The sequence below is a fragment of the Streptomyces sp. NPDC021080 genome (assembly GCF_044333225.1).
In the GTDB taxonomy this organism is placed as follows: Bacteria; Actinomycetota; Actinomycetes; order Streptomycetales; family Streptomycetaceae; genus Streptomyces.
In genome coordinates, this window is sequence record NZ_JBIRQM010000024.1 from 38,670 (window position 1) to 63,744 (window position 25,075).

Annotated in this window: 15 protein-coding genes; 9 read left to right on the top strand and 6 right to left on the bottom strand. The window is 72.6% G+C overall.

Annotated elements, in window-relative coordinates:
- The first annotated feature begins 35 nt into the window (after positions 1-35).
- From ACH4S8_RS39930 to ACH4S8_RS39960, 7 genes are read left to right on the top strand one after another with little or no spacing between them, the layout of a single operon-like run.
- On the top strand, positions 36-1,340 hold the full coding sequence (locus ACH4S8_RS39930) for a condensation domain-containing protein (protein WP_398403294.1): 1,305 nt from the start codon (positions 36-38) through the stop codon (positions 1,338-1,340).
- On the top strand, positions 1,330-7,929 hold the full coding sequence (locus ACH4S8_RS39935) for an amino acid adenylation domain-containing protein (RefSeq protein ID WP_398403296.1): 6,600 nt from the start codon (positions 1,330-1,332) through the stop codon (positions 7,927-7,929). Before ACH4S8_RS39930 ends, ACH4S8_RS39935 begins: the two co-directional genes overlap by 11 nt.
- A complete protein-coding gene (locus ACH4S8_RS39940) occupies positions 7,926-13,322 on the top strand; it encodes an amino acid adenylation domain-containing protein (protein WP_398403298.1) in 5,397 nt (1,798 codons plus the stop codon). The genes ACH4S8_RS39935 and ACH4S8_RS39940 overlap by 4 nt, the downstream gene beginning before the upstream one ends.
- Positions 13,319-14,461: a saccharopine dehydrogenase NADP-binding domain-containing protein gene (locus ACH4S8_RS39945; RefSeq protein ID WP_398403300.1), complete on the top strand. Its 1,143-nt coding sequence runs from the start codon at positions 13,319-13,321 to the stop codon at positions 14,459-14,461. The genes ACH4S8_RS39940 and ACH4S8_RS39945 overlap by 4 nt, the downstream gene beginning before the upstream one ends.
- A complete protein-coding gene (locus ACH4S8_RS39950) occupies positions 14,458-15,534 on the top strand; it encodes a Gfo/Idh/MocA family oxidoreductase (protein WP_398403302.1) in 1,077 nt (358 codons plus the stop codon). Before ACH4S8_RS39945 ends, ACH4S8_RS39950 begins: the two co-directional genes overlap by 4 nt.
- Positions 15,531-16,322, top strand: coding sequence for a thioesterase II family protein (locus ACH4S8_RS39955; RefSeq protein ID WP_398403304.1), 792 nt, complete (start codon positions 15,531-15,533; stop codon positions 16,320-16,322). Before ACH4S8_RS39950 ends, ACH4S8_RS39955 begins: the two co-directional genes overlap by 4 nt.
- Positions 16,319-16,957 carry an O-methyltransferase gene (locus ACH4S8_RS39960; RefSeq protein WP_398403306.1) on the top strand — a complete coding sequence of 213 codons (639 nt, stop codon included), beginning with the start codon at positions 16,319-16,321 and terminating at the stop codon, positions 16,955-16,957. The genes ACH4S8_RS39955 and ACH4S8_RS39960 overlap by 4 nt, the downstream gene beginning before the upstream one ends.
- A gap of 106 nt (positions 16,958-17,063) precedes the next feature.
- On the opposite strand, the gene ACH4S8_RS39965 is transcribed toward ACH4S8_RS39960, so the two are convergent.
- On the bottom strand, positions 17,064-18,443 hold the full coding sequence (locus tag ACH4S8_RS39965; RefSeq protein ID WP_398403308.1) for an FAD-binding oxidoreductase: 1,380 nt from the start codon (positions 18,441-18,443) through the stop codon (positions 17,064-17,066).
- Positions 18,444-18,604: 161 nt separating this feature from the next.
- Here ACH4S8_RS39965 and ACH4S8_RS39970 point away from each other — a divergent pair, with 161 nt between their 5' ends.
- Both ACH4S8_RS39970 and ACH4S8_RS39975 read left to right on the top strand, forming a co-directional pair.
- The gene (locus ACH4S8_RS39970; RefSeq protein ID WP_398403310.1) at positions 18,605-18,955 is read left to right on the top strand and encodes a VOC family protein; all 351 of its coding nucleotides are present in this window, start codon (positions 18,605-18,607) and stop codon (positions 18,953-18,955) included.
- A 5-nt stretch (positions 18,956-18,960) separates the two neighbouring features.
- Positions 18,961-20,145 carry a class I SAM-dependent methyltransferase gene (locus tag ACH4S8_RS39975; RefSeq protein WP_398403313.1) on the top strand — a complete coding sequence of 395 codons (1,185 nt, stop codon included), beginning with the start codon at positions 18,961-18,963 and terminating at the stop codon, positions 20,143-20,145.
- Positions 20,146-20,217: 72 nt separating this feature from the next.
- Here ACH4S8_RS39975 and ACH4S8_RS39980 read toward each other — a convergent pair whose 3' ends face one another.
- The 5 genes from ACH4S8_RS39980 to ACH4S8_RS40000 are packed head-to-tail and all read right to left on the bottom strand — an operon-like array spanning position 20,218 to position 25,056.
- On the bottom strand, positions 20,218-21,087 hold the full coding sequence (locus ACH4S8_RS39980) for an alpha/beta fold hydrolase (protein WP_398403315.1): 870 nt from the start codon (positions 21,085-21,087) through the stop codon (positions 20,218-20,220).
- Positions 21,088-21,108: 21 nt separating this feature from the next.
- On the bottom strand, positions 21,109-22,527 hold the full coding sequence (locus ACH4S8_RS39985) for an NAD(P)/FAD-dependent oxidoreductase (RefSeq protein WP_398403317.1): 1,419 nt from the start codon (positions 22,525-22,527) through the stop codon (positions 21,109-21,111).
- Positions 22,476-23,306, bottom strand: a complete 831-nt coding sequence (locus ACH4S8_RS39990) for an ABC transporter permease (RefSeq protein WP_398403319.1) — start codon at positions 23,304-23,306, stop codon at positions 22,476-22,478. The genes ACH4S8_RS39985 and ACH4S8_RS39990 overlap by 52 nt, the downstream gene beginning before the upstream one ends.
- The gene (locus ACH4S8_RS39995) at positions 23,303-24,121 is read right to left on the bottom strand and encodes an ABC transporter permease (protein WP_398403321.1); all 819 of its coding nucleotides are present in this window, start codon (positions 24,119-24,121) and stop codon (positions 23,303-23,305) included. The genes ACH4S8_RS39990 and ACH4S8_RS39995 overlap by 4 nt, the downstream gene beginning before the upstream one ends.
- On the bottom strand, positions 24,118-25,056 hold the full coding sequence (locus ACH4S8_RS40000; protein ID WP_398403323.1) for an ATP-binding cassette domain-containing protein: 939 nt from the start codon (positions 25,054-25,056) through the stop codon (positions 24,118-24,120). Before ACH4S8_RS40000 ends, ACH4S8_RS39995 begins: the two co-directional genes overlap by 4 nt.
- Positions 25,057-25,075 lie beyond the last annotated feature (19 nt).

Sequence of the window (25,075 nt, forward strand, 5' to 3'; positions counted from 1 at the left end):
CCGCGCGGGCGAGGACCGTCGCTACGTTGCCCGACGTGACAGCCACCGAGATCCGTCCGTCCGTGGGCCAGACGCTGCTGTGGTTCCTCGACCGCTACCGGGGCGAGGAGGGCGCGCTCAACTGCCCGGTGCTGTGCAGGCTGCGCGGCCCGCTCGACCGGGACCGACTGCGGGAGGCGGTCGGCCACGTGATGTCCCGGCACGAGGGCCTGCGCGCCACCTTCACCGGTGGCGGCCGCCGTCTGAAGGCGCTGGTGCGGCCGTCCGTGTCGCCGCGGATCCGTGAGGTGGACCTGACCGGCGAGCCGGATCCCGGGGCGTGCGCCGAGCGGGAGGTGGCCAGGGAGCTGGGCACCCGGATCGACGCCACCGAGTGCGCCGTGCGCATCACTCTGTGGCGGCTCGCCGAGGACCATCACGTGCTCTGTTTCAACATGCACCACATGGTGACCGACTCGTGGTCCTGCAACGTGATCTTCGAGGATCTGTGCGCGGCGCTGGAGGGCAGGCCCTGCGCCGAGGCCCCCGCGTACTCGCGGTTCGCCGAGGAGCAGCGCGAGACCCTGGCCGGTCCTTCCGGGCAGCGGCTGCGGGCCTTTTGGAGCGAGCGCCTCAAGGACGTGACGCTGCCCCCGCTGCCGATTCGTCCGGCCACCGCGGGCGCGCCGCGCGACACCAGGCTCGTGCAGCACGTCCTGAACGCGCCGACGGTGGCCGCGCTCGACGCCCTGGCCAAGCGGGAGCGGTCGACGATGTTCGTGGCCCTGCTCACCGCGTACTACCGGGCCCTGAAGGCGGTCAGCGGCGCCGAGGACCTGGCGGTGGCGAGCCTGTTCGCCAACCGCAGCGCCGAACACCGGCGCACAGTGGGGTTCCTGGCCAACATGGTGCTGCTGCGGACCCGGCTCGCCGGCGGTGACTTCGCGGCGCACCTGCGGGCCACGCACGCCACGGTGATGGAGGCGTTCGTCCACCAGGCGCTTCCGTTCCAGATGCTGCCGATCAGCGCGGGCGGCACCGACCGCCGGTTCGACGACGTGGTGTTCCAGATGATGGCGGACCCGGTGTACTCGACCCGGGCCGGCGGGCTGGACATCGAGGTCCTGGTGCCCGACGACGTCGCCACCCGCTTCGAGCTGGAGCTGGTCGCCGTGCCCGACCGGGACACGGTGCGGGTGCTGCTGTTCTTCAACCCCGACCGTTTCGACCCGGAGTTCGCCCAGTCGCTGCTCGACGCGTACGTCGACATCTGCACGACCGCCGCCCGCACCGCGGCGCCCCACTCCGACCAGGCCGGGGCGCGCCCCCGGCGGCACACGGGAGGCCACGATGACCAGTGAGGTGAGGGCGGGACGCGCGCTGTCCGCCGAGGAGATCCGCGAAGCCGTCGCCGCGAAGCTGGAGCTCCCGGCCGCGGAGATCGGCTTGGACGAGGACCTCGTCATGCTCGGTCTGGACTCCCTGGGGATGATGAACCTGGCAGCCTGCTGGCAGGAGGCCGGTGTGGAAGTGGCCTTCGGGGACCTGGTGGAGGAACCCACCGTGCGCGCCTGGGCCGCGCTGCTGTCCGGGAGCGAGGACGGCTCGGGCCCGCGCGCCCAGGCGCAGCGGGACACGGCCGCCGGGACGGACGCGTTCGCGCTGGCTCCGATGCAGCACGCCTACTGGTCGGGCCGTCAGCCGGGCATGCCGCTGAACACGGGCTCGCACTTCTATTTCGAGTTCGACGTCAGCGCCGACGTCGCGCGCTGGGACGGTGCGGTGGCCGCGGTGCGCCGCCTGCACCCCATGCTGCGGGCGGCCGTGGGTGAGGAGGGCCAGCGGATCCTGCCGGAGTGCCGGGGGCTGGACGAGGTCGTCGACCTGCGGGGGCTGCAGCGCCCCGAGTGCGAACGGCGCCTCGCGCGGCTGCGCGAGAGCCTGTCGCACCAGACGCTGCCGCTCGCCGAACGGGGCGGCCTCGACGTGCGGTTGGCGCTGCTGCCGGCCGGGAAGGGCCGGCTCTTCCTCGACATCGACATGATCGTCTGCGACGCGTCGAGCTTCCGGATCGTCGTCGGCGACCTGGCCCGCTGCTACGAGGACCCGGCCGCCGTGCCCGCGCAGCCCACCCTGACCTTCCCCGAATACCGCCGCCTGGTCGCCGAGCACCGCCGCGAGCCCCGCCCGCAGGACATCGCCTACTGGCGCGAGCGCGCCGAGGACCTGCCCGAGGCGCCCCGGCTGCCGCTGGCCGCGCGGCCGGAGCGGATCGAGCGGGTGGACACGGTCCGACGACACTCCTGGCTGGCCCCGGAGGCCTACGAACGGTTCTCCCAGCACGCGCGCAGCAACGGCCTGACGGTGTCGATGGCCGTGGCCGCCGCCTACGCGGACGTCCTGGCGGCCTGGAGCGAGGAGTCGCGGTTCCTTCTCAACCTGCCGGTGCTGAACCGGATCCCGGTGCACCCGGACGTCGGCCGGATCGTCGGAGACTTCACCGACCTGCTGCTGCTCCAGGTGGCGCCCGACATGCGCCGTCCCTTCGTCGAGCGCGCCCGCACGGTGCAGGAGCAGTACCGCCACGATGCCGCGCACGCGGCGTACGGCGGCACGTCGGTGCTGCGCGACCTGGCCCGGACCGCCGCCGGGGCGACCCGGCGGGCGGGTGCCGTGTTCACCAGCGCGCTCAGCCTCGGTGAGCTGTTCGACGGGGCGACCCGTGCGGTGCTCGGCACCCCGGTGTGGATGAGTTCGCAGACGTCGGGCGTGTGGGTCGACCTCCAGCTGATCGAGCACGAGGGCGGCATGCTGATCAACTGGGAGACCGCCGAGAACCTCTTCGAGGCCGGTGTTCCCGAGGCGATGTTCGAGACCTTCGTCAACCGGGTGCGGCTGCTCGCCTCGCAGCCCAGCGCCTGGTGGGAGAGCCTGCCGGTGCGGCCGCCCGCACCACAGCTCCAGGCCCGCCGCGGCGCCAACGACACCCGCGCGGACCTGCCCTGTCGGGCGCTGCACGAGGAGTTCTTCCGGCAGGCGTCCGAGCGCGGCGGGGCACCGGCGGCGCTCTGGGGCGAGGACCAGGTGCTGACGTACGGTCAACTCGCCGAGCGGGCCCTGCGGCTGGCCCGCGTCCTGCGCACCGCCGGTGTCACCGCGGGCGACCGGGTCGTGATCACCCTGCCCAAGGGTGTCGACCAGGTGGTCGCGGTGCTGGCGGTGCACGCGCTGGGCGCGGCGTACGTGCCGGTGGGCACGGAGCAGCCGCAGGCGCGGCGGCGCACCGTGGAGTCGCTGTCCGGTGCCCGGTGCGCGGTGAGCGCGGATCCTGCCCGGGAGGCAGCCGACGGCCGGATCCCGCACATCGATGTACGGTGCGCCACCGACCGTGAACTGCCGTTGCTGGAGCGTTCGGTGGACGTCTCGCCGGACGCCCCCGCCTATGTGATCTTCACGTCCGGATCGACCGGAGAACCCAAGGGCGTGGAGCTGACCCATGCGGCGGCCCACAACACGGTGGCCGCCCTCAACGAGCGCTACCGCATGGGCCCCGCCGATCGCACCCTGTGCCTGTCGGCGCTCGACTTCGACCTCTCCGTCTACGACATCTTCGGCCCCCTGACCTGCGGCGGCGCGCTGGTCCTGGTCGACGACGAGGAGCGGCGTTCCCCCCGGACGTGGCTGCGCAGGGCGGCCGGGCACCGGGCGACCGTCCTCAACTGCGTGCCCGCGCTGCTCGACATGGCGCTGACCTGGGCCTCCTCCCGGCCGGAGCCGGGCGGCTGGCCGTTTCGGCTGCAGCTGCTCGGCGGCGACTGGGCGGGGCTCGACCTGCCGGGTCGGGTGCACGCTCTGCGCCCGGACAGCGTGTTCGTGGTCCTGGGCGGCACCACGGAGACCGCGATCCACTCGACGGTCCAGGAGGTCACCGAGGTGGATCCCTCCTGGGCCTCGATCCCGTACAACGTGCCGCTGCCCAACCAGTGCTGCCGGATCGTCGACGAGCACGGCGGCGACCGCCCCGACTGGGTGGCCGGGGAGTTGTGGATCGGCGGGGCCGGGGTGGCGAGCGGGTACGTGGGGGCACCGGAGCTGACCGCCGCGAAGTTCGTGGAGGCGGACGGCACGCGCTGGTACCGCACCGGCGACCGGGCCCGCTACCGGCCCGGGGCCGTGATCGAATTCCTCGGCCGCGCCGACCTCCAGGTCAAGGTGAACGGCTACCGGATCGAACTCGGCGAGGTCGAAAGGGCGTTGAGCCTGCATCCCGGGGTGCGCGAGGCGGTGGTGGCGCCTGTCGCGGCACACGGCGGCGCGCTGTACGCCCTGCTCGCCCCGGGCACGGCCGACCCCGAGGACGCGCTGGCCACGGCCGCCCGGCACGTGCCGCCGTACATGGTCCCCGCCCGCGCGGTGGCCGTCGACGAGCTGCCGCTGAGCCGCAACGGCAAGGTCGATCGCGCCGAGGCGGGGCGGTGGCTGGCCGCGGCGGTGAGCGAGCAGGTGTCCGCCGACGCGTCGGACGCCCCGCGCGGTGCGGCCGAGGAAACGGTCGCCGCCCTGTGGGCGGACCTTCTCGGCTGCGGGCCGCTGGGCCGCGACACCAACTTCTTCCACATCGGCGGTGACAGCCTCCAGGCCGCCCGCCTGCTGGCCGCCCTGCGCCGGCAGGGGTACGAGGCCCGGCTCGGCGACCTGTTCACCCGTCCCACCCTCAGTGGTTTCGCGGGGACGCTGACGCACACCGGCGCGCATGCCCCCGCCGCGGTGCCGGCCGACCCGGAGCACCGCCACGAGCCCTTCCCGCTCACCGAGGTGCAGCGCGCCTACTGGCTCGGCCGCGACCCCGACTTCGTCCTCGGTGGCGTCGCCTCGTACTGGTACTGGCAGTTCGACAGCGTCCAGGTCGACCTGGACCGGCTGGAAGCAGCCTGGAACACGCTGGTGCGACGGCACGAGATGCTGCGCGCCGTGCTGGACGGCGACGGAGGCCAGCGCATCCTGCCCGAGGTGCCGCACTACCGGTTCACGGTCACCCGCACCACCGCGGCCGACCACGGGGAAGCCGTCGCCGCGCTGGAGGACATGGCGCAGCAGGTGCTCGACGTGACCTCATGGCCGCTGTTCGACGTGCGCGCCGTACAACGGGACGACGGACGCACGGTGTTCGGCGTGGGCTTCGACTACGTGGTGCTCGACGCACTGTCGATCATGACGATCTTCACCGAGCTGAACGCGCTCTACGCCGACCCCCGCCACCGACTCCCGGCGCTGGAGCTGTCGTTCCGCGACTACCTGCTCGCCCAGCGCACCGATCCCGCCGCGAAGGCACGCGACGAGGAGTACTGGCTCAAGGCGATCGAGGAGCTGCCGGCGGCTCCGGCCCTGCCCACGGCCCTGGACCCCGAGCGCATCGACCGGCCGCGGTTCGTGCGCGAGGAGTTCCGTATCGACGCGGCGACCTGGGCGAAGCTCCGCCGCCGCACCTCCGCGGAGGCGCTGACCCCGTCGATGGTCGTGGCGGCCGCCTTCGCCGAGGTGCTGGCGATGTGGAGCGCCGAGACGTCGCTGACACTCAACCTGACGGTCTTCGACCGGCAGGACGTGCATCCCCAGGTGAACCAGGTGGTCGGCGACTTCACCTCCCTGCTGCTGCTCGGCCACCACAGCCGTCCCGCCGACTCCTGGGCCGACACCGTGCGCCGGCTGCAGGAGCAGGCGTGGAAGGGCATCGAGCACCGCAACGTCTCCCCCACCTGGGTGCTCCAGCAACTGGCCCGGCGCTCCGGGGGCGGTCAGATGCTCATGCCGGTGGTGTTCACCTCCACCCTCGGCGTCGGTGCCGGCTTCAAGGACCTCTCCTTCGCCTTCGGTGAGCTGCGCCGCGGACTCTCCCAGAGCCCGCAGGTCGCCCTGGACTGCCAGGTGGTGGAGCGCGACGGGGCCCTCGCCGTCAACTGGGACCACGTCGAGGGCCTCTACAGTCCCGGGGTGATCCCGGCGGCCCTGGAGGCGATGCGCCGTCTGCTGGTGGCGCTCGCCGACAGCGACTGGTCCCGCCCGGCCCCGCCGATCGCGCTGCCCCGGGCGCAGGCGGTGGTCCGCGCCGGGGCGAACGCCACCGCCGTCGCCCGCCCCGCCCGCACGCTGCACGAGCCGGTCCTCGATGTCGCCCGCCGTACCCCCGACGCCGTCGCGGTGCGCACCCTGTCCGGCGAGGCCCTGACCTACGCCGAGCTGGCCGGCCGGGTGCTCGCCGTCGCCGGACACCTGGTGTCGCTCGGGGCGCGGCCGGGCGAGACCGTGGTCGTCTCGCTGCCGAAGGGGCCCGACCAGGTGGTCGCGGTGCTCGGCGTGCTGGCCGCGGGCTGCGCCTACGTGCCGGTGGGCGTGGGCCAGCCGGCCGCGCGCCGCAACCGGATCGTGCGCTCCTCCGGGGCGTGCCTGGCCCTGGTCGCCGACGGCCCGCAGCCCGGCGGGGACTGGGACCGGGCGGTACGGCTGGTGCCGGTGACCGAAGCAACGGCGGCCACCCCGCTCCCACAGCCGGTGCCGGCCGACCCGGAACAGCTCGCCTACGTCATCTACACCTCGGGCTCCACCGGCGAGCCCAAGGGGGTGGAGATCACCCACGCGGCGGCTGCCAACACCATCGACGACGTCAACGCCCGCTACCGGGTGGGGCCCGCCGACGTGGTCCTGCAGGTCTCGGCGCTCGACTTCGACCTGTCCGTCTACGACCTGTTCGGGCTGCTCGCGGTGGGCGGCACGGTGGTGACGCTCACCGAGGACGTCCGGCGGGAGGCGGCCGTGTGGGCCCGTCTCGCCGCCGAACACGGGGTCACCGTCTGGAACACGGTGCCCACCCTTCTCGACATGCTGCTGGTGGCCTGCGAGTCGGGCGTGAGCCTGCCGGGGCTGCGCGTGGCGATCGTCTCCGGTGACTGGGTCGGCCTGGACCTGTGCGACCGGCTGCGCACGAGCGCCCCGAACGCCCTGCTCGTCGCGATGGGAGGTGCCACCGAGGCCTCGATCTGGTCGAACGCCCACGAGGTGAGCGCCGTCGATCCCGCGTGGGTGTCGGTCCCCTACGGGCATCCGCTGGCCAACCAGTGCTTCCGCGTGGTCGACGCCCACGGCCGCGACCGGCCCGACTTCGTGCCGGGCGAGCTGTGGATCGGCGGCCTGGGTGTGGCACTGGGCTACCGCCAGGACCCGCGGCGCACGGCGGTGTCCTTCGTCACCGCCGGGGGCCAGAGGTGGTACCGCACCGGCGACCTGGGCCGCTATCACCCCTCGGGGATCCTGGAGTTCCTGGGCCGGCGCGACCACCAGGTGAAGGTGCGCGGGCACCGCATCGAACTCGGTGAGATCGAGACCGCCCTGCGGGAACTGCCCGGTGTGGCGAGCGCGGTGGCATGGGTCGACGTCAGCGCCGGGGTGCACCGCCTGGCCGCGGTCGTCACTCCGCAGCAGGGCGCGGATCCCGCGCCGTCGGCGACGACGGTGCTGGCGGCGCTGGCCGCGCACCTGCCCGCCCACATGCTTCCCGAACACCTCACCGTCGTCCCACAGTTGCCCCTGAACGCGAACGCCAAGGTCGACCGCGGCGCCGTCGCGCGCAGGTACGGGCTGCGTCACACGGCGCAGGAGCCGACTGGGGACGACCGCCCGCAAGGCGACACCGAACGCGCGGTGGCCGAGGTGTGGGCCGAGCTGCTGGAGGCCGCCGAACTGGGCCGCAGCGCCAACTTCTTCGGCCTCGGCGGTGACAGCCTCACCGCCACCCGCATCATCCAGCAGCTCGCCAAACGCTTCGGCGTGGAGCTCTCGCTGCGCCAGCTCTTCAACCACCCCACCATCGCCGGGATCGCCGCCGTCCTCGACTCCGAGATCTCCGGCAGCCACCCGCGCCAAGCCTCCGTCCGACTGGAAGAAGGTGTCCTGTGACCGCCGCCGACATCATCAGCGAACTCGAACAGGCCGGACTGCACCTGTGGGAGGACGAGGGCCGGCTCCGCTTCAGGGGCCCGGAAGGAGTCATGACCCCCGAGCGGCGAACCCTGCTCTCCGGCTGCCGGGAGGACGTGCTGCGGACGCTGCGCGAGCGCGGCCCGCAGCAGGTGCGGCCCGATCCCGACGCGGCCCACGAGCCGTTCCCGCTCACCGAGGTCCAGGCGGCCTACCTGCTGGGCCGCCGGGGCGCCTTCGCGTACGGCTCGGTGCCCTGTCACGCCTACGGCGAGCTGGAGTTCCCCGCGCTGCGGCGAGACCGGCTGCTGCACGCCTGGCAGCGGGTGGTCGACCGGCACGAGATGCTGCGGGTGGTCATCGACTACGACGGCTACCAGCGGGTGCTGAAGGATCCGCCCGCCCCCGACATCGCCTGGCACGACGCGAGCGCGCTGTCCGCGACGGCGGGCGAGGAGGTCCTGCGCGAGGTCCGCGGCCGGCTCTCCGCGGAGTCCAAGGACGTCACCGCCTGCCCGCTGTACTCGCTGGAGGTCACCGAGTTCGCCGACCGGGCCGTCCTGCACTTCTCCATCGACTTCCTGATCGCGGACTACGTCAGCATCTACCGGCTGCTGGACGAGTTCGGCAGGTTCTACGAGGACCCAAACGCCCCACTCGCGGCCCCCGGGATCTCCTTCCGTGACTATCTGCGGGCGGAACGAGCGGTGCGCCAGGGGCCCGCCTACGAGCGCGACCGCGACTACTGGACGGCACGCCTGGACACGCTGCCGCCCGCCCCCGAACTGCCGTTGGTCGACCGGCCCAGCCGGCAGGGTGCGGCCGGTTTCACCCGGCGCGAGCTGCGGCTGGAGCCCGCACAGTGGTCGGCGCTCAAGACCCGTGCCGGCCACCAGCAGGTCTCCGCCTCGACGGCCGTGATGGCCGCGTACGCCGAGGTGATCGGCCGCTGGAGCCGCAGCCCCCGCTTCACGCTCGACGTGACGGTGCTCAGCCGGCTTCCGCTCCACCCGGACGTGGGCGCCGTCGTGGGCGACTTCACCTCCGTCGAACTGCTGGCCGTCGACGGCGGCTGCGCGGGCACCTTCGCCGAACGTGCCCGCACCGCGGGCGAGCAGCTCTTCGAGGACCTGGACCACCGCCTGTTCTCGGGCGTGGAGGTGCTGCGCGAGCTGACCCGCCGCCGGGGCCAGCAGGGTTCGATGATGCCGGTGGTGTTCACCAGCGCCATCGGCCTCGCCGACGGCCTGGCCCCGCAGGGCATGATGCGCTCCCAGATCCGCAACGGCATCAGCCAGACGCCGCAGGTCTGGCTGGACTGCCAGGCGATGGAGGCTTCCGGGGCGCTCCTCGTCAACTGGGACGTGCGCGACGACACCGTGCCCCAGCCGGTCCTCGACGACATGTTCGCCGCGTTCCGTGACCTCCTGCACCGGCTCGCCGACGGGGACGAGGCGTGGGAGGGCGATCCGCTCGCGCTGCCCGCCCACCAGACGCGGCGGCGCGCCGCGGTCAACGACACGGCCCGCCCGGTCGGCGACGCGCTGCTGCACCGGGCGCTGCTGGAGGCGGCACGCAGGCGCCCGGACGCAACGGCGGTGATCGACCACCGCGCGCGCGTCGACTACGCGACGCTGACCGGCCGGGCCGCCGCCGTGGCCGCCGCGCTGACCGAGCGGGGCCACCGGCCGCACCAGCGGGTCGCGGTGGTGCTGGAGAAGAGCTGGGAGCAGGTCGCCGCGGCGCTCGGAGTGCTGCTGGCCGGAGGCACGTACGTACCGGTCGAGGCGGGCCAGCCCGACTCCCGACGCGACAAGATGATCGAGTCCGCCGGGATCGGCCTGGTGCTCGCGCACAGCACGGTAGGCGGCGAACTGCCCGAAGGGGTCGTACGCATCGACGTGGACGGCCTGTCCACGGCCCCTGTCGACGAGGTCACGGTCTGCCCCGACGACTCGGCGTACGTCATCTTCACCTCGGGCTCCACCGGCGAGCCCAAGGGCGTGGAGATCAGTCACCGCGCCGCGGCCAACACCCTGGACGACGTGTGCCACCGGTTCGGCATCGGCCAGGACGACATCGCGCTGGGCCTGTCGAGCCTGGGCTTCGACCTGTCGGTCTTCGACATCTTCGGCGTCCTGGGCCGAGGCGGCACCCTGGTGCTCACCGACCCGCGGCGGCGCAGCGACCCCTCGCACTGGGCCGAGCTGATCGGCGCGCACGGCGTGACGGTGCTGAACACGGTGCCCGCCCAGATGATGCTGCTGGAGGAGTACCTGCGCGGTGACGGCCGCGACTGCGCCGGCGTGCGTCTGGGCATGATGTCGGGCGACTGGATACCGGTGACGCTGCCCGACGCCGTGCGCGCCCGGCTCCCGCGAGTCGCGCTGTACAGTCTCGGCGGCGCCACCGAGGCGTCGATCTGGTCGATCTTCCACCCCATCGGCGAGGTCGACCCGGCGGCTCCGAGCATCCCGTACGGCACTCCGCTGGAGAACCAGCGCTTCCACGTGCTCGACGCGTTCCTGCGGCCCTGCCCCGACCTCGTCGTGGGCGATCTGTACATCGCCGGCGCCGGCCTCGCCAAGGGCTACCTGGGCGACCCGGAGAAGACCGCGGCGAGCTTCTTCGCGCTGCCGGACGGCGAGCGGGTGTACCGCACCGGCGACCTCGCCCGCTATCTGCCCGACGGCACCCTGGAGTTCATCGGCCGCGACGACCGGCAGGTCAAGATCCGCGGCCACCGCATCGAACCGGCCGAGGTGGAGTCGGCCCTGGCCGCCGATCCGCAGGTCGACGCGGCGGCCGTGACCACCCAGGGCGAGCGCAACGACCGCAGACTGGTCGCCTTCGTCTCACCCTCGCCCGCCGGCCCGGCCGCCCACAGCGTGGACGCGGCCCTGGTGCCCGAGGTGCTCGCGGCCGCCGCGGAGATCCGCGACGGGGTGGACGTCTCGAAGGTGGTCGAGTTCGCGGCCGTGCTCGACGACGCGGCGTTGCGCCGCATGGTCGACGTCCTGCGCCAGGAGGGCGTGTGGCCGGATGCCGCGACGCGTCACAGCACCTCCGAGATCATGCGGCTGGCCAGGGTAGCCCCCCGGCACGAGCGGCTGGTGCGCCGCTGGCTGGCCGCCTGCCTGGAGAACGGCTACCTGGACCGGGCCGCGGACGGCACCTTCGGCTGCCTGCGCCCGGTCGCCCCCGAGGACGTCGAGCGGGCGTGGGCCGAGGTCGACCGGCTGCTGCCGGAGGCCAACGACCGTCCCGAGCTGGTGAACTACTTCAAGCTCGCCGCCACCCACCTGCCGGAGCTGATGCGCGACGAGCGGGACCCGTTGCGGATGCTCTTCCCCGAGGGCGACCTGAGCATCCACGAGGCCGCCTACATGGAGGGCTTCCTCTCCCGCTACCTCAACCGGCTGGCCACCTCCACCGTGCTGGGCGTGGCCCGGCGCAACACCTTGGGCCGTCCGCTGCGCGTGCTGGAGGTCGGCGCGGGCGTCGGCGGCACCAGTGTCGACACCATCCCGGCGCTGGACGGCGAGAACGTCCGCTACACCTTCAGCGACGTGTCGCAGTTCTTCCTGAACAAGGCCGGTGAGAGGTTCGCCGAACACCCCTGGGTGGACTACGCGCTGTTCGACTTCAACGAGCCGTACCGCGAACAGGGCGTCAGGCCGAACTCGGTGGACGTGATCCTGTGCGGCAACGTCATGCACTACGCGAAGGACGCCCGCGCTGTCCTGCGCCGGATGCGCGAGGCGCTGGTGCCCGGCGGATGGCTGGTCTTCATCGAGACCACCCGCGACAACTACCAGATCCTCACCTCGATGGAGTTCCTCTTCGACGCCACCGCCGGGGACTTCCAGGACGTGCGCCACGGCAAGGACCAGACCTTCATCGGCCGCGGACAGTGGTACGACATGCTCGCCGAGGCCGGCGCCGACCTGGAGCTGTGCGTCCCGGCACCGGAGGACGAGCTGGCCCGCATAGGGATGCACGTCTTCGCGGCCCGTTTCAAGACCGACCGCGAGCCGCTCGACACCGAGGAGTTGACCCGGCGCCTCGCCGAGCGGCTCCCGACGGAGATGATCCCGTCGCGCTTCGAGGTGCTGGACGCGCTGCCCCTGACCGACAACGGCAAGGTCGACCGCGCCACTCTGGCCCGGTGGGCCGAGGACCATCGCGCGGCGGGCGTCGCGGCCGCCCCGGAGAGCGCGCGCGAGGCCGGCGAACAGGAGCTGGCGGTCGCCGCGGTGTACGCGGAGGTCCTGCGCGAGTCGGAGGTGCCGCTCGACACCAACTTCTACGCGATGGGCGGGGATTCGCTGCTCGCCGCCCAGCTCGTCACGGCGCTGCGCGAGCAGGTGCCGGCCGCGGCCGAGGTCTTCTTCGACGAACTGCTGCGCGAGCTGCTGGGCGGCGCGTCGGTGCGCGAACTGTCCGCGTTCCTCCAGCAGGGGCAGGACATGGCCGAGGAGAGCGGGACCGGTGACGAGCTGGTGCTGACCGGGACGGCGGACGCGCTCGGCAATCCGGTGCACGTCCTGGTCGGCGACGGTCTGGGCGGCCAGGTGGAGCGGCTCGCCGCCGGCCTCGGGACGCTCGACCCGGTGGTGGTGGTGCCCCCGGTGCGGGTGGCCGAGGGGCAGAGCCTGGACGACGTGGCGCAGGAGATCGTGGCGCAGGTACGGGTGCTGAGCCCGGGTCCGTTCCACCTGGTCGGCGCGCACAGCGGGGGTGTGCTGGCGCTCGCCGTCGCCCAGCAGCTGGTCGAGCTCGGCACCCCGGTGTGCGGGCTGACCGTGCTGAGCAGCTACCCGCTGCCCGCCACCGTCCGCGACGACGTCCTGGAAGAGGCGCTGTTCTGCCTGGAGCGCGGGCAGGACCCGGCCGCCCTGGGCTATCCGGACGTCCCCGCACTCGGGTCGGCGCTCGCCGCACTCGCCCCGGCCGGTGACATTCCGCCCGGTGCGCTGGCCGGGCTGACAGGCCGGAGCGAGCCGGAGCTGCGGGCCGTGGGCGAGACGGCCGCCGCGCTCGGCGCGCGCTCGCGCGGGGAGCGGCTGGCAGCGCTCGCAGCGGCTGTGGGGCTCGACGCGGACGAACTCACCGAACGCCTCGCGCGGGGCCGGGCGCTGGCGGGCTGCGTCGTCGCCCACGACCCCGGTCTGTACACCGGGGAGGCCCGGCTGCTGGTGCACGGCGAGGAGTCCCCCCTCTGGCCCACGATGGGCGCCGACATGACCGCCCTGTGGGAGTCGGTCTGCGTGACCGGACTCCTGCGACAGACCGTGTCCGGTGATCACTACACCTGCCGTGAACTGGTCACCTCCGATGTCATCGACCTGCCCGATGAGGAGAACGCGTGAGCGAGCACAGCACCCCCTCGGTCGCGGTGGTCGGCTCCTACGGCGCCGTCGGCGCGGCCGCCGTACGGGCCATCTCCGAACGCCTTCCCGACGCCGTCGTACGGCTCGGCGGGCGCGACCGCAGCCAGGCCGAGACCCTGCTGGCCAAGTCCGGTCTGCGCGGCGAGGCGGTCGAGGTGGACCTGTACGACGGCCGGTCGCTGGCCGGGTTCTGCCGCGGCGCGCGTGTCGTCCTCAACTGCGCGGGCCCCTCCTACCAGGTCCTCGACCGGGTGGCCTGGGCCGCGGCGGCGGCCGGCGCCGACTACGTCGACCCGGGCGGTGACGAACCGCTGCTGGAGGCACTGACCCGGCCGGGCACCTTCACCGGTACCGCCGTCATCACGGCGGGCATGCAGCCGGGCCTGACCGGTCTGCTCCCCCGCCACCTGTGCTCCACCATGAGCCACCCCCGACGGCTGACGGCCTACGTCGGCACGATGGACCGGCTCACCCCGGCCGGAGCCGCCGACTACCTGCTGTCCATGGGCGGTGCGTACGGAGAGGCCCGCGGCGCGATCAGGGGCGGTGTCCGCGTGGAACGCGAGCTGGAGCCGCGGACCGGCGTGGAACTGCCCTACGCGCACAACCGGGTGGACATCTACCCCTACCTGAGCTTCGAGTCCGCGCGGCTGCCCGAGGTCACCGGGCTCATGGAGATCGACTGGTACAACGTCTTCGACGGCGGCGCGCACATGATGAACTGCCTGAGCAGACTGCAGGGGGCGATGCGCGGCGAGTCCGCTCTCGCCGAGGCGGCCGAGGAGCTCACCCGTGCCGCGGCGCTCGACCTGTTCGGCAGGGAGCCGTTCCAGCTCATGCTGTTCGAGGTCACCGGCATCGACGACACCGGACGCCCGGCCACCCGCAGCCTGGCCCTGCGCGCGGGCGACACGTACGCCCTGACCGGCCTCGCCAGTGCGCTGGCCGTGCTGGCGGTGCTCGACGGCGGGACGGGCCCCGGGGTGCACTTCGGCTCCGACGTACTCGACGCCGAGACCGTACTCGCCGCTCTGCGGGCCGAGCCCGCGGTCGCGCTGCTGGAGATCGTCGACCGGCCGATCCTCGCGGCCCGTGCCATGGAAGAGGGCGAACTGTGACACGCCCTCGCGTCGTGGTGGCCGGTACCGGCTTCGGCCGCGCCTACCTGGCGGCCTTCGAGCGGGCGGACTTCGGCTTCGAGCTGGCCGGGGTCCTCGCGTCCGGCAGTGCCCTCAGCCGCGCCTGCGCCGCGCACCACGGTGTACCGCTGTGGACCACGGTCGAGGAAGTACCCGACGACGTCGACCTGGCCTGTGTGGTGATCGGCGGGGTGATGAACGGCGGCCCCGGGCCCCGGCTCTCCCGGGCGCTGATGCGCCGCGGCGTGCACGTGTTGCAGGAACACCCGCTGCATCCGGACGAGTTGGTGGCGTGCCTGCGCGCCGCCACCGAGTCCGGGGTGGTGTTCCGGCTGAACACGCACTATCCGCACGTGGAGCCGGTGCGCCGGTTCATCGGCACCGCCCGCGAACTGGTGGCCCGGCAGCAGCCGCTGTTCCTCGACGTGACCTGTGCCTTCCAGGTGCTCTACACGGTCTTCGACATCCTGGGCCAGGCGCTGGGATCCATCCGCCCGCACGGCATCGACGGGGCGCTCGCGGAGGCACCGCAGGCACCGTACCGGAGCCTCACCGGCCGCTTCGCCGGTGTCCCGTTGTCCTTCCGGCTCCAGAACGAGCTGGTGCCCTTCGACCCGGACAACTACAGCCACCTGTTCCACCGCATCACCCTGGGCACGGACGGGGGGCACCTCACCCTGGTCAACACGCACGGCCCGGTGCAGTGGAGCATGCGGCCGCACATGCCGGGCGACATGAAGGAACTGGTCCGCTTCGGCGATTCCGCCGCCCCGCACCTCACGGTGCCGAGCGTGGAGCACCTGGGTCCGGCGCAGGGCGCCTCGTACCGCGAGGTGCTGCGCGACCTGTGGCCGCAGGCAACGGCACGGGCCATCGCGGCGACCTGGGACGCGGTCCGGTCGGGCTCCGACAGCCGGGGACACGTGCAGTACCACGTGGCCCTGGCGAAGCTGGCGATGCGCGTGAACGAGGCCTGCGGGCCGGTACGACTGCGCCACCCGAAGGCGCCGCCGGGACTCCTCGCCGCCTCGGACCTGCAGGAGGCCCCGTGAACACCGATGTCCAAAACCCGTGGCTGCGCTGCTACTTCCCCCGGCCCGACGCCGTGCGGCGCCTCGTGTTCTTCCCACACGGCGGCGGGGCGGCGAGCTTCTACCGCCCCCTGGCGCGCGATCTGCCCGAGGACGTCGAGGGCATGGTGGTGCAGTACCCCGGCCGGGCGGACCGCATCGGCGAACCCTGCTGCACCGAGATGCCCGGCCTGGTGGAGCCGCTGGCCAAGGCACTGACCCAACTGGACGACAAACCGGTGTGGTTCTTCGGGCACAGCATGGGCGCCTCCGTCGCCCACGAGGTCACCCTGCTCCTCGGCACGGCGGGCGAGGCGCTCCCTGAACGACTGATCGTCTCCGGCCGGCCGGGACCGGCCCGGCAGCGCCCCGACGACAAGCACCTGGACGACGAGCGGCTGTGGGCCGACGTGTGCCGGCTCGGCGGCACCGACGCACAGTTGCTCCAGCTGCCGGGTCTGCGCGAGATGACGCTGCCGGTGCTCCGCGCGGACTACCGGCTGGTGGGCACCTACCGCCCCGGGGCGGGCCGCGACCTGTCGGTGCCGGTGAGCGTCTGTTACGGCACCGAGGACCCCGAGGTCGAGACGGCGGACGCGGCGGCCTGGGCGGAGGCCACCTCGGCGCAGACCGAGCTGACGGCTTTCCCGGGCGGCCACTTCTATCTGCGCGGGCCCGCCCTCGAGGAGTTGACGCACTGGTTGGCCCGACGACTGCACAGCCGGCCCCGGCAGACCCACACCGGCCCCGCGGAAAGGAACCGAGGATGATCGTACGACCCGTCGTGGAGAAGTACGCCGAGGAGGTCTCCTCCCCCGCACCGTCCTGGCTGGCCGCCCTGGTCGCCGACACACAGGCCGAGACGGACCTGCCGGCCATGATGGTGGGAAGTCTGGAGGGGGAGTTCCTGGCGTCTTTGGCGTTCGCCCTGCGGCCCCGCCGCATCCTGGAGATCGGCACCTTCACCGGCTACTCCGCGCTGTTCATGGCCCAGGCGATGCCGGAGGACGCCGAGCTCCACACCTGTGAACTGAGCCCGCTGCACGCCTCGATCGCGCGCAAGCACTTCGCGGCCTCCCCCTGGGCCGAGCGTATACACCTGTGGGAGGGCCCGGCCCTGACGTCGGTCAGGGACCTGCCCGGCCCCTTCGACCTGGTCTTCGTCGACGCCGACAAGCCCGGGTACATCGACTATTACGAGGCGGTGCTGCCGAAGCTGTCCCCGCACGGACTGCTCCTGGCCGACAACGTCCTCCAGTTCGGCGGCGTCGCCAACGAACGGGACCAGCAGCCCGACACCATCGCGATGCGCGCGTTCAACGCACACGTCGCGGCCGACCCCCGGGTGCGGCAGAGCGTGCTCACCGTGCGCGAGGGTGTGAGCGTCATCCGGTGGGCCGGCTGACCGGCCCCGAGCGCACGCGACGGCGCCCGGACCCCTGCACGGGGTCCGGGCGCCGTCGCGTGCGCGCACCGGGCCCGCCCGCGTTCCGCGGGCCGGCCCGCCCGCCTCAGCTCACCGGCTTGATGTTGTTGTTCGTGTGGAAGAAGTTCTTGGGGTCGTAGACCGCCTTGATCCGGGTCAGCCGCTCGTAGTTGGAGCCGTAGGCGTCCTCGATGCGCTCGGCGGAGTCCGCGCCCAGATGGTTGGCGTAGACCGCGCCGGTGGTGTACGGCAGGAGTTCGGCGTACACCTTCTCGGTCCACTCGACGGCCTCCTCGTCCTTGGCCGGGTCGGTCCAGGAGGTGAGGATGCTGGTCAGATAGCCCTCGCGGTGCAGGAAGGGGGTCTCGGACGCCGGTACGTTCGACATGACACCGCCCATCAGGCCGCCGCCGACCAGGCTCCGTTCGGACGGGGCGTTGACGAACCCGTCGGCGAGGATCTGCAGCGGCTCGTCGCGCAGTTCGGGCAGCAGGAACGAGCGCGGGTAGTACCGGTGCCCGGCGACGGTGTTCTCGTCGAGCATCCGTTGCACGGCCACATACGGCATCAGGCCGCAGTGGTCGAGGAGCGCGCCGGTGCCCAGCCCGCGCATCTGGCCGATCAGGTCCTCGGTGGAGTCGTCGGGGGCCGCGTGCACGAAGCCCAGGCCGATCGCCGGTGCGCCGCCCGGGGCGGTGAGGAAGGCGAAGGAGGTGGTCAGCTCGTCGGGGGCGGTCCGGTTGAACTCGTCGAGCCGCCGGGCCACGTCCACCGTCTGGTCGATGGGGAAGGCGAGCAGCCCCGCCATGCAGTCGCCCTGCGGGTGCAGGTTGAACTCGAAGCGGGTGGCCACGCCGAAGTTGCCGCCGCCGCCCCTGATCGCCCAGAACAGGTCGGGGTGGTCCTGCGCGGTGGTGGTCACCAGCTCTCCGCTCGCGAGCACGATGTCGGCGGAGAGCAGGTTGTCCACGAGCAGGCCCCGGTAGCGGGCGAGCCAGCCGAGGCCGCCGCCCAGGGTGAGGCCGCCGATGCCGATGTACGACTCCTGGGAGCCGGTGACGGCGAGCCCGAAGCTGGTGGTCTCGGCGTCGACGTCGCCCTGCTCCAGGCCGGGCTGGACGACCAGACGGCGCCTGGCGGGGTCGACCCGGATGCCACGCAGCCGGGAGGTGTCCAGCAGCAGTCCGCCCTCGACGGTGCCGGTGCCGGCGAAGCAGTGGCCGCCGCCCTTGACGGCCAGCTCGATGTCGTTCTCACGCGCGAAGTTGACGACCTTGACGACGTCGGACGCGCCGTCCACCTGGACGATCGCCCCGGGGCTCTTCTGGAAGTAGCCGTTCCAGATCTGCTTGCGCTCGTCGTAGTCGGCGTCCTGCCCGGTGATGGTCCGGCCTCTGATCGCCTCACCCAGCTCCGCGAGCCTGGATTCCGGGATGGCCGTACCGGTCGCGGTGACGAGTCCCACGTCGGTCCTCCTCTGGGGTTGGCGGGTTCGGCCGACCCACGCTCGCGCAAGGAGGCCGATGACGAGGAGAACGTACGGCTGACGACGGGCCCGCGAGAGGAGGGTGAAAGAGGACGGAAAGGCCCCCCGGACCTCGCGGCGCGCTGGTTACGCTGACGCACATGTCTGCACTCCGCGCGATGCCGCTGCTCACAGTGAGCGATCTCGATTCCGCAGTAGAAGCCCACGTCCGGGTCACCGGAATGGAAGTGATCATGAATCACGGCTGGATCGCCACCTTGGCCCCGCCCACGGACCACTCCGTGCAGGTCAGCCTGATCACCAAGGACCCCACCGGGCCGGTGAACCCGGCAGCCTCCCTCGAGGTGGAGGACCTCGAGGCGGCCCTGGCCGGGGCCCGCGCCGCCGGTCTGGAAATCCTGTACGGACCGGCGGACGAGGAGTGGGGCGTACGGCGCTTCTTCTACCGGGACCACGACGGCAACGTCGTCAACGTCCTCACCCACCTCTGACCGCCGTGGCCCCCGCGTTCCGCCACCCCGCCGCCCCCCGCCCCGGCCTCGGCGTGCCGCCCGGCCGGCGGGCGGAGTCCGCCGCGTCCGCCGGACCGGTGGCAGACTCCCCGCAGGCGTTCTCGCTGCGGCTCTTCGCCGCCGGGCTCGCCTCGGCCGAGCTGATGACCTGCTTCCTGGGCCTGGAACTGGGCCTGTACGAAGCCCTGCGCCGCACCGGCCCCGCCACAGCCGCACGGGTGGCCGAGGAGAGCGGCCTCGATGCCCGGGCGGTCCGGGAGTGGATGGAACAGCAGACCTGTGCCGGTGTGCTGACCGTCGACGAGCCCGGGGCGCCTCCGGAGGCACGGCGGTTCACGCTGCCGTCGGCCCACGCGGAGGCGCTGCTCGACGCCGACAGCCCGAACTGGATCGCCCCGTTGGTCGTGATGCCCATCGGCGGCATGGCAGCCGTGCTGCCTCAGCTGGTGGACGCCTACCGCGGCCGCCGAGGCCTTCCGTACGCGGCCTACGGCGATGCCCTGCGCGGTGGTCAGGCAGGCCTGAACCGCGGTGTCTTCGAACACCACCTGCCCGGCTGGATCAGCCGCCACCTGCCCGACATCGACGCCCGGCTGCGGGTGCCCGGGAGCAGCATCGCCGATGTGGCGTGCGGCTCCGGCCTCTCCACCCTGGCGCTGGCCCGGATGTTCCCCGACGCCGAGGTGCACGGGCTCGACCTCGACGAGGCGTCGATCCGGGATGCCGAGGCGAACCTGGCCGCCGCCGATCCCGCAGAGAGTCTGCGCGACCGGGTCCGGTTCCGCGCCGGTGACGCCGGCGACGCCGGGCCGGCCGGTCACACCCTGGTCTGTGTGTTCGACGCCCTGCACGACATGTCCGCACCGGTGGAGGTCCTTCGGGCCTGCCGCCGGCTGACGGCTCCAGGGGGCGCGGTGCTGCTGATGGAGCCGTCCGTCGGCGAGCGGTTCACACCGGCCGCACCGGACAGCGAGCGCTTCCACTACGCCGTCAGCGTGCTGCACTGCCTGCCTGTCGGGATGAGCCGGACGCCGAGCGCGGCCACGGGCACAGTGATGCGCCCGGACACCGTGCGCGCGTACGCCGCCGAGGCGGGCCTGGACACCAGGGTGATCGACGTGGGGCACCCGTTCCACCGGCTGTACCGGCTCACGGCCCGCCCGCAGTGAGGCGGTGCACGCGCACGGCGACGGCTCCCGGCCTCCGTGGGAGGCCGGGAGCCGTCGCCCGCCGAAAGGGCGTCAGCCCTCTTCCGGCCGGTCCCCGGAGAGCCGGCGCGAGCCGCGCGGGACGCCGACCTTGCCGGAGCGCAGGTAGTCGGCGACCAGCGCGTTGACCTCGGTGGGCTTCTCCAGCAGGGACGCGTGCCCGCAGTTGCGGATCTCGGTGTACTCGGCGGTGGGGATCAGGTCCGCCAGCTCCCGCGACAGGTGCCGGGGCGCCACTATGTCGTGCTCCATGCCCACCACGAGCAACGGCACCCGGACCGCCGCCACTTCCTCGTCGCCGGGCCGGAAGGCGGTGCTCGCCTCGGCATGTCCGATGGCCCCGTGCCCGCCCGACTCCGCCAGCCCGGCCAGCCCGTCCAGGTAGGGAGCGATGAACTGGTCGCGGTTGAGCGCGCGCGGCCCGAACAGGTACATCGCCCGGAAGACCCCCTCCAGCAGGGCCGGGACCTTGTGCCCGTTCTTGAGCCGGTCCACCGCCTCGGCCTGGATGGCCTGTTGCAGCTTGCCGGGCTTCCACGGAACCCCGATGAGGGCGGCGCGCTCGATGAGGTCGGGGCGCTTCATCGCCAGCTCCAGCAAGATCATCGCGCCCACCGAGTAGCCGATGTAAGTACAGGGCCCCAGCTCCAGCGCCTCGTTGAGCGCGGCCAGGTCCTGCCCGAGCAGCTCCACGGTGTACGGCGGAGGGGTCTCCTCCGACGGGTGCACACCGCGCAGGTCGAAAGTGACGACACGGTAGCCGGCCTTCGTCAGCTGCGGCACCTGCATGGTCTCGAACAGGGACGCCTGGTGCTGGCCGGGCACGAGCACGACCACGGGACCGTCCTCGGGCCCGTGGATGTCGTAGCTCAAGGTGACGTCCGTGGGCAGGGTGACTTTCATGGTGTTCCCTTCTGTGGGCGCTCAGCCGGTGACCAGGCGCTCGAAGTCCTGACGGCTCGGTCCGACATGGTCGCGGCGTAGATCGGGGTGCTCGCGCAGGAACGCGAGCACACGGCGGGCCACCTTGCGGTCCCGCATCAGCTCCGCCGGGGTGAGCAGCATGTGGTAGACCCGCTCGGCGGCGATCCGCACGTGCTCGTCCTCCTCACGCAGGACCGCGAGAGCGGTGAGTACGCGGGCGGACAGCGAGTCGTCGTGCGCCCCGCCCGCCAGTTCGGCGAGCCGGGCGGCGTCGGTGGCGACCTGCTGCTCGAACCACTGCCCCAGGCACCGTTCGGTGGCCGCGTGGGTCTCCGTCGCCCAGTCCTCCGAGTCCCGGTCGAACCGGCCGAGCTGGTCGGCGACGGTCCTGGCGTGCGCCAAGCCGAGCGAGACGCCTCGCCCGAACGTGGGGTTGGTCTGTACACAGGCGTCGCCCACCAGCACGAAGCCGGTGACCAGCGGGGTTTTGGCCACTACCAGTGACCGGTAGCGGTTCTCCAGCCCGGCCATCGGCATCGGGTCGCCGACCGGTGTGGCCCCGTCGAGCCAATCACGCACCGGGGCCACACTGTCCAGGAAGCGGAGGTAGACGCTGCGCTCCAACAGCCGGGTCCGCGCGGGGTCGTGGGAGGACACGGTGGTCGACAGATGGAAGCGGCCGTTGTCGCCGGGGAAGGCCAGCACGGTGGCGAAGTCGAGCTCGTACACCACCGGGGCCCGCAGGGACGGGAACCTGCTGTCGCCGCCCAGCGCGAACTCCTGGGCAATGTAGGAGAACCCACAGGACTGCGCCGTCTCCCGGGGCCGGGGGCCGCCGATCCCGGTGAGCCAGGAGGCCGCCGAGGACCTGCGGCCGGTGGCGTCCAGCACCACGTCGGCGGCCACTTCGCCGCCCTCCGCGAGGCGGACCCCGTACACATGGAGAACACCGTGCGGCGTCCCAGTGCCCAGCAGACCGGTGGCCCGGTCGTGCAGCAGCGTGACCGCACGGTCGGCGGCGACCCGGCGGCGCAGCGCGGCCTCGAAGACCAGCCGGCGGCTGAGCAGGCCGAGGTCGTCGCCGCCCGTCTCCAGGGTCACGGGGACCGCGCCACGGTCGGTCAGGTCCGCCAGCACCTCCGGGCACTCCTCGCGCAGCACCCCGATGCCCAGCCCGAGCAGGGCGTGCCCCTGGCGGGCGTGCGGCACGCCGCTCCGCTCCCAGTCGGCCACTTCGGCGTGGGCCCCGCCCTCGGGAGGCGGACCGTCCCGTTCGACGAGCGTCACCCGGTGCCCGCGGCGGGCGGCGAAGGCCGCGAGGCCCAGGCCGGCCACTCCCGCGCCCAGCACGACGATGTCCGCCACGGTCAGCCGCGCTTCACGAGCATCGCGAAGCGTCGCGTGGCGACGGCCGTGCACACTGCCGTGACCCCGAGCGTCCAGGCAGCGGTTCCGAGCACCGGTGCGGTCAGCGCCCCCCGGTGGGAGAGCCCGGCCAGGGCGTCGGCCGCCAGGGAGACGGGGTTGACGCTCACCGCGGGTCGGATCCAGTGCGGGAACGCCTCCAGCGGTACGTAGCCGCTGGACATCAACGTCAGTACGAGCGTGGGCATCTGGACGTAGCGCACGATGATGCCGGGATGCTGGGCGACCAGCGCGACGGCGACCGCCAGCGCGCTGCACATCATCCCGAACAACGCCACGATCCCGAAGAAACCGAGGACCGCCAGCGGCCCCCGGGAGAACCGGAAGCCGACCGTGTGGGCGACGAGCGTCACCAGGACGGCCACTCCCATGATCCGTACGAAGTCCCCGCCGATCCGCCCGAAGACGTACGCCCTCATATCCAGCGGCATCGCCCGCAGCCGGTCGAACACCCCGCTGCGGATGTCGCTCCACAGGGCGATCGCGGTGGTGAGGATCGAGGAGAAGGCCGTGGTGAGCACGATCAACGGGGCGAGCCGCCGGACGTAGTCGACGTCCTGGGTGTCGCGCACCAGCGCGCTGAAGGCCGCCAGCAGCATGAAGAGCTGGAGCAGCGGAAAGGCGACGGTGACGATGAGCATCATCCGGTTGCGGACGAACTGCCGGATCACCCGTCCGGCGATGATCGCGGAGGCCCTGGTCAGGGTGGTCGGGTCGGATGAGGGGGACGGCAGCACCGTCGGTGCGACGGGTCCCGTCGCCTGTGCGGTCATCGGACGGCCACCTTCCTGAAGGCGACGGTCGTGGACCACGAGAAGACGGCCAAGAGGCCCACCAGCCAGGCGAGGCCGGGCAGGATCTCGCCCCAGGTGAGTTCACCGGTCGAGAGGGCGCGCAGCGCGTCGATCACCCCGGACACCGGGGATGCCGCGACGACCGGCCGGAGCCAGCCGGGGAAGAGGTCCGCCTCGACGAAGCCGGTGGAGAGCACCAGCAGCGGCAGGTACGGCAGGTGGAGCACCGCGCTGAGCGCCTCCAGGTTGCGCAGGCGCAGCGCGATGGTGGCCGTGGCCAGCGACAGGGCCACGGTGAACGCCACGGCGAACACGACAAATCCCAGCGCGGCGAACACCCCGTGGTCGAAGCGGAAGCCCGCCAGGTGCCCGGCGAGGACGATGGCGACACTGGACAGGAGACCTTGCAGCGCCACCACGGCCAGGTGTGCCAGGCCCATCGCACGCATGTCGACCGGGCTGGTCAGCAGGCGGGAGAAGACGCCGCTGGATCGGTCGGCGGCCAGTTCGGTGGCGCTCCCGATGGCCACGAACATCAGTGCCTGGACCAGGACGGTGGGGGTCACGAAGCGGCCGAACCCGATGCCCTGCTCGTCGAGCATTCCGGCGAAGGTGCAGTAGAAGATCGCGAAGAAGAGCAGCGGCTGTACCACCGTGGCGATCAGGCCGCCCCGGGAGAACGAGCGCACCCGCAACCGGTCGAAGAGCACGCGGAAGTCATGCTGCCAGCCGGCCGGCCGGCCCGGGAGCGCCGGGGCGCCGGGCACCGCGGCGACGTCGGACGCCGTGCTCATCGGGTGGCCTCCTTCTCCATCGGCTCGGTGAGCGCGAAGAAGACTTCGTCGAGCGTCGGTCTGGTCACCTCGAGGTCGGCGATCCGCAGTCCCTTGCCGTCCAGTCGGCCGAGCACCGCGGCGACGTCCTCGGGACGCGACATGGGCACGGCGACCTTGTCCCCCTCGGTGGTCACGCCCGGCAGGTCGCCGAGAAAGTGGCGCGCCGCTTCGGCGTCGGCGCCACTGGTCAGGGTGAGCCGGCACATGATGCCGCCGACGTCGCGCTTGAGCTCGTCCGACGAGCCGTCCGCGAGGACCCGGCCCTTGTCTATGACGACGACACGGTCGGCGAGCTGGTCGGCCTCCTCCAGGTACTGCGTGGTGAGCAGGACGGCGACCCCCCGTCCGGCCTCGGCCCTGACCATGTCCCACAGGAGTTTGCGGCTGCGCGGGTCGAGGCCGGTGGTCGGTTCGTCCAGCACCAGCACCGGCCGGGGGACCACCAGGCTGACAGCGAGGTCGAGGCGGCGGCGCATACCGCCGGAGAGGTATCCCACGGGCGTGTACGCCGCCTCGCCCAGCTCGAACCGCTCCAGCATCTCTTGTGCCCGCTGCCGGGCCTCGCCCCGGCCCAGGCCCAGCAGCCGGCCGAAGAACACGAGGTTCTCCCGGGGGCTGATCTGCTCGTCGAGGGCGGCGAACTGCCCGGTGACGGCGATGTTGGCGCGCACCAGGGACGGCTCGCTCCCAGGATCGTGCCCCATGACGCGGATGGTGCCGCCGTCCGGCTGCAGCAGCGTGGTCAGACAGTTGATGAGCGTGGTCTTGCCCGCTCCGTTGGGGCCGAGCAGGCCCACCACGCTTCCGGCCGGTATCCGCAGCGACACACGGTCGAGTGCGGTCTGCTCACCGAATCGCTTGGTGAGGTCCGACAGGGAGATCGCCTCGGTCATCGTGGCTCCTTCGTGACGT

Bases quoted from the DNA above. Each gene is read 5' to 3' on its own strand.
- ACH4S8_RS39935 (WP_398403296.1), top strand. From the start codon at position 1,330: ATGACCAGTGAGGTGAGGGCGGGACGCGCGCTGTCCGCCGAGGAGATC.
- ACH4S8_RS39960 (WP_398403306.1), top strand. From the start codon at position 16,319: ATGATCGTACGACCCGTCGTGGAGAAGTACGCCGAGGAGGTCTCCTCC.
- ACH4S8_RS39970 (WP_398403310.1), top strand. From the start codon at position 18,605: ATGTCTGCACTCCGCGCGATGCCGCTGCTCACAGTGAGCGATCTCGAT.
- ACH4S8_RS39980 (WP_398403315.1), bottom strand. From the start codon at position 21,087: ATGAAAGTCACCCTGCCCACGGACGTCACCTTGAGCTACGACATCCAC.
- ACH4S8_RS39990 (WP_398403319.1), bottom strand. From the start codon at position 23,306: ATGACCGCACAGGCGACGGGACCCGTCGCACCGACGGTGCTGCCGTCC.
- ACH4S8_RS39995 (WP_398403321.1), bottom strand. From the start codon at position 24,121: ATGAGCACGGCGTCCGACGTCGCCGCGGTGCCCGGCGCCCCGGCGCTC.
- ACH4S8_RS40000 (WP_398403323.1), bottom strand. From the start codon at position 25,056: ATGACCGAGGCGATCTCCCTGTCGGACCTCACCAAGCGATTCGGTGAG.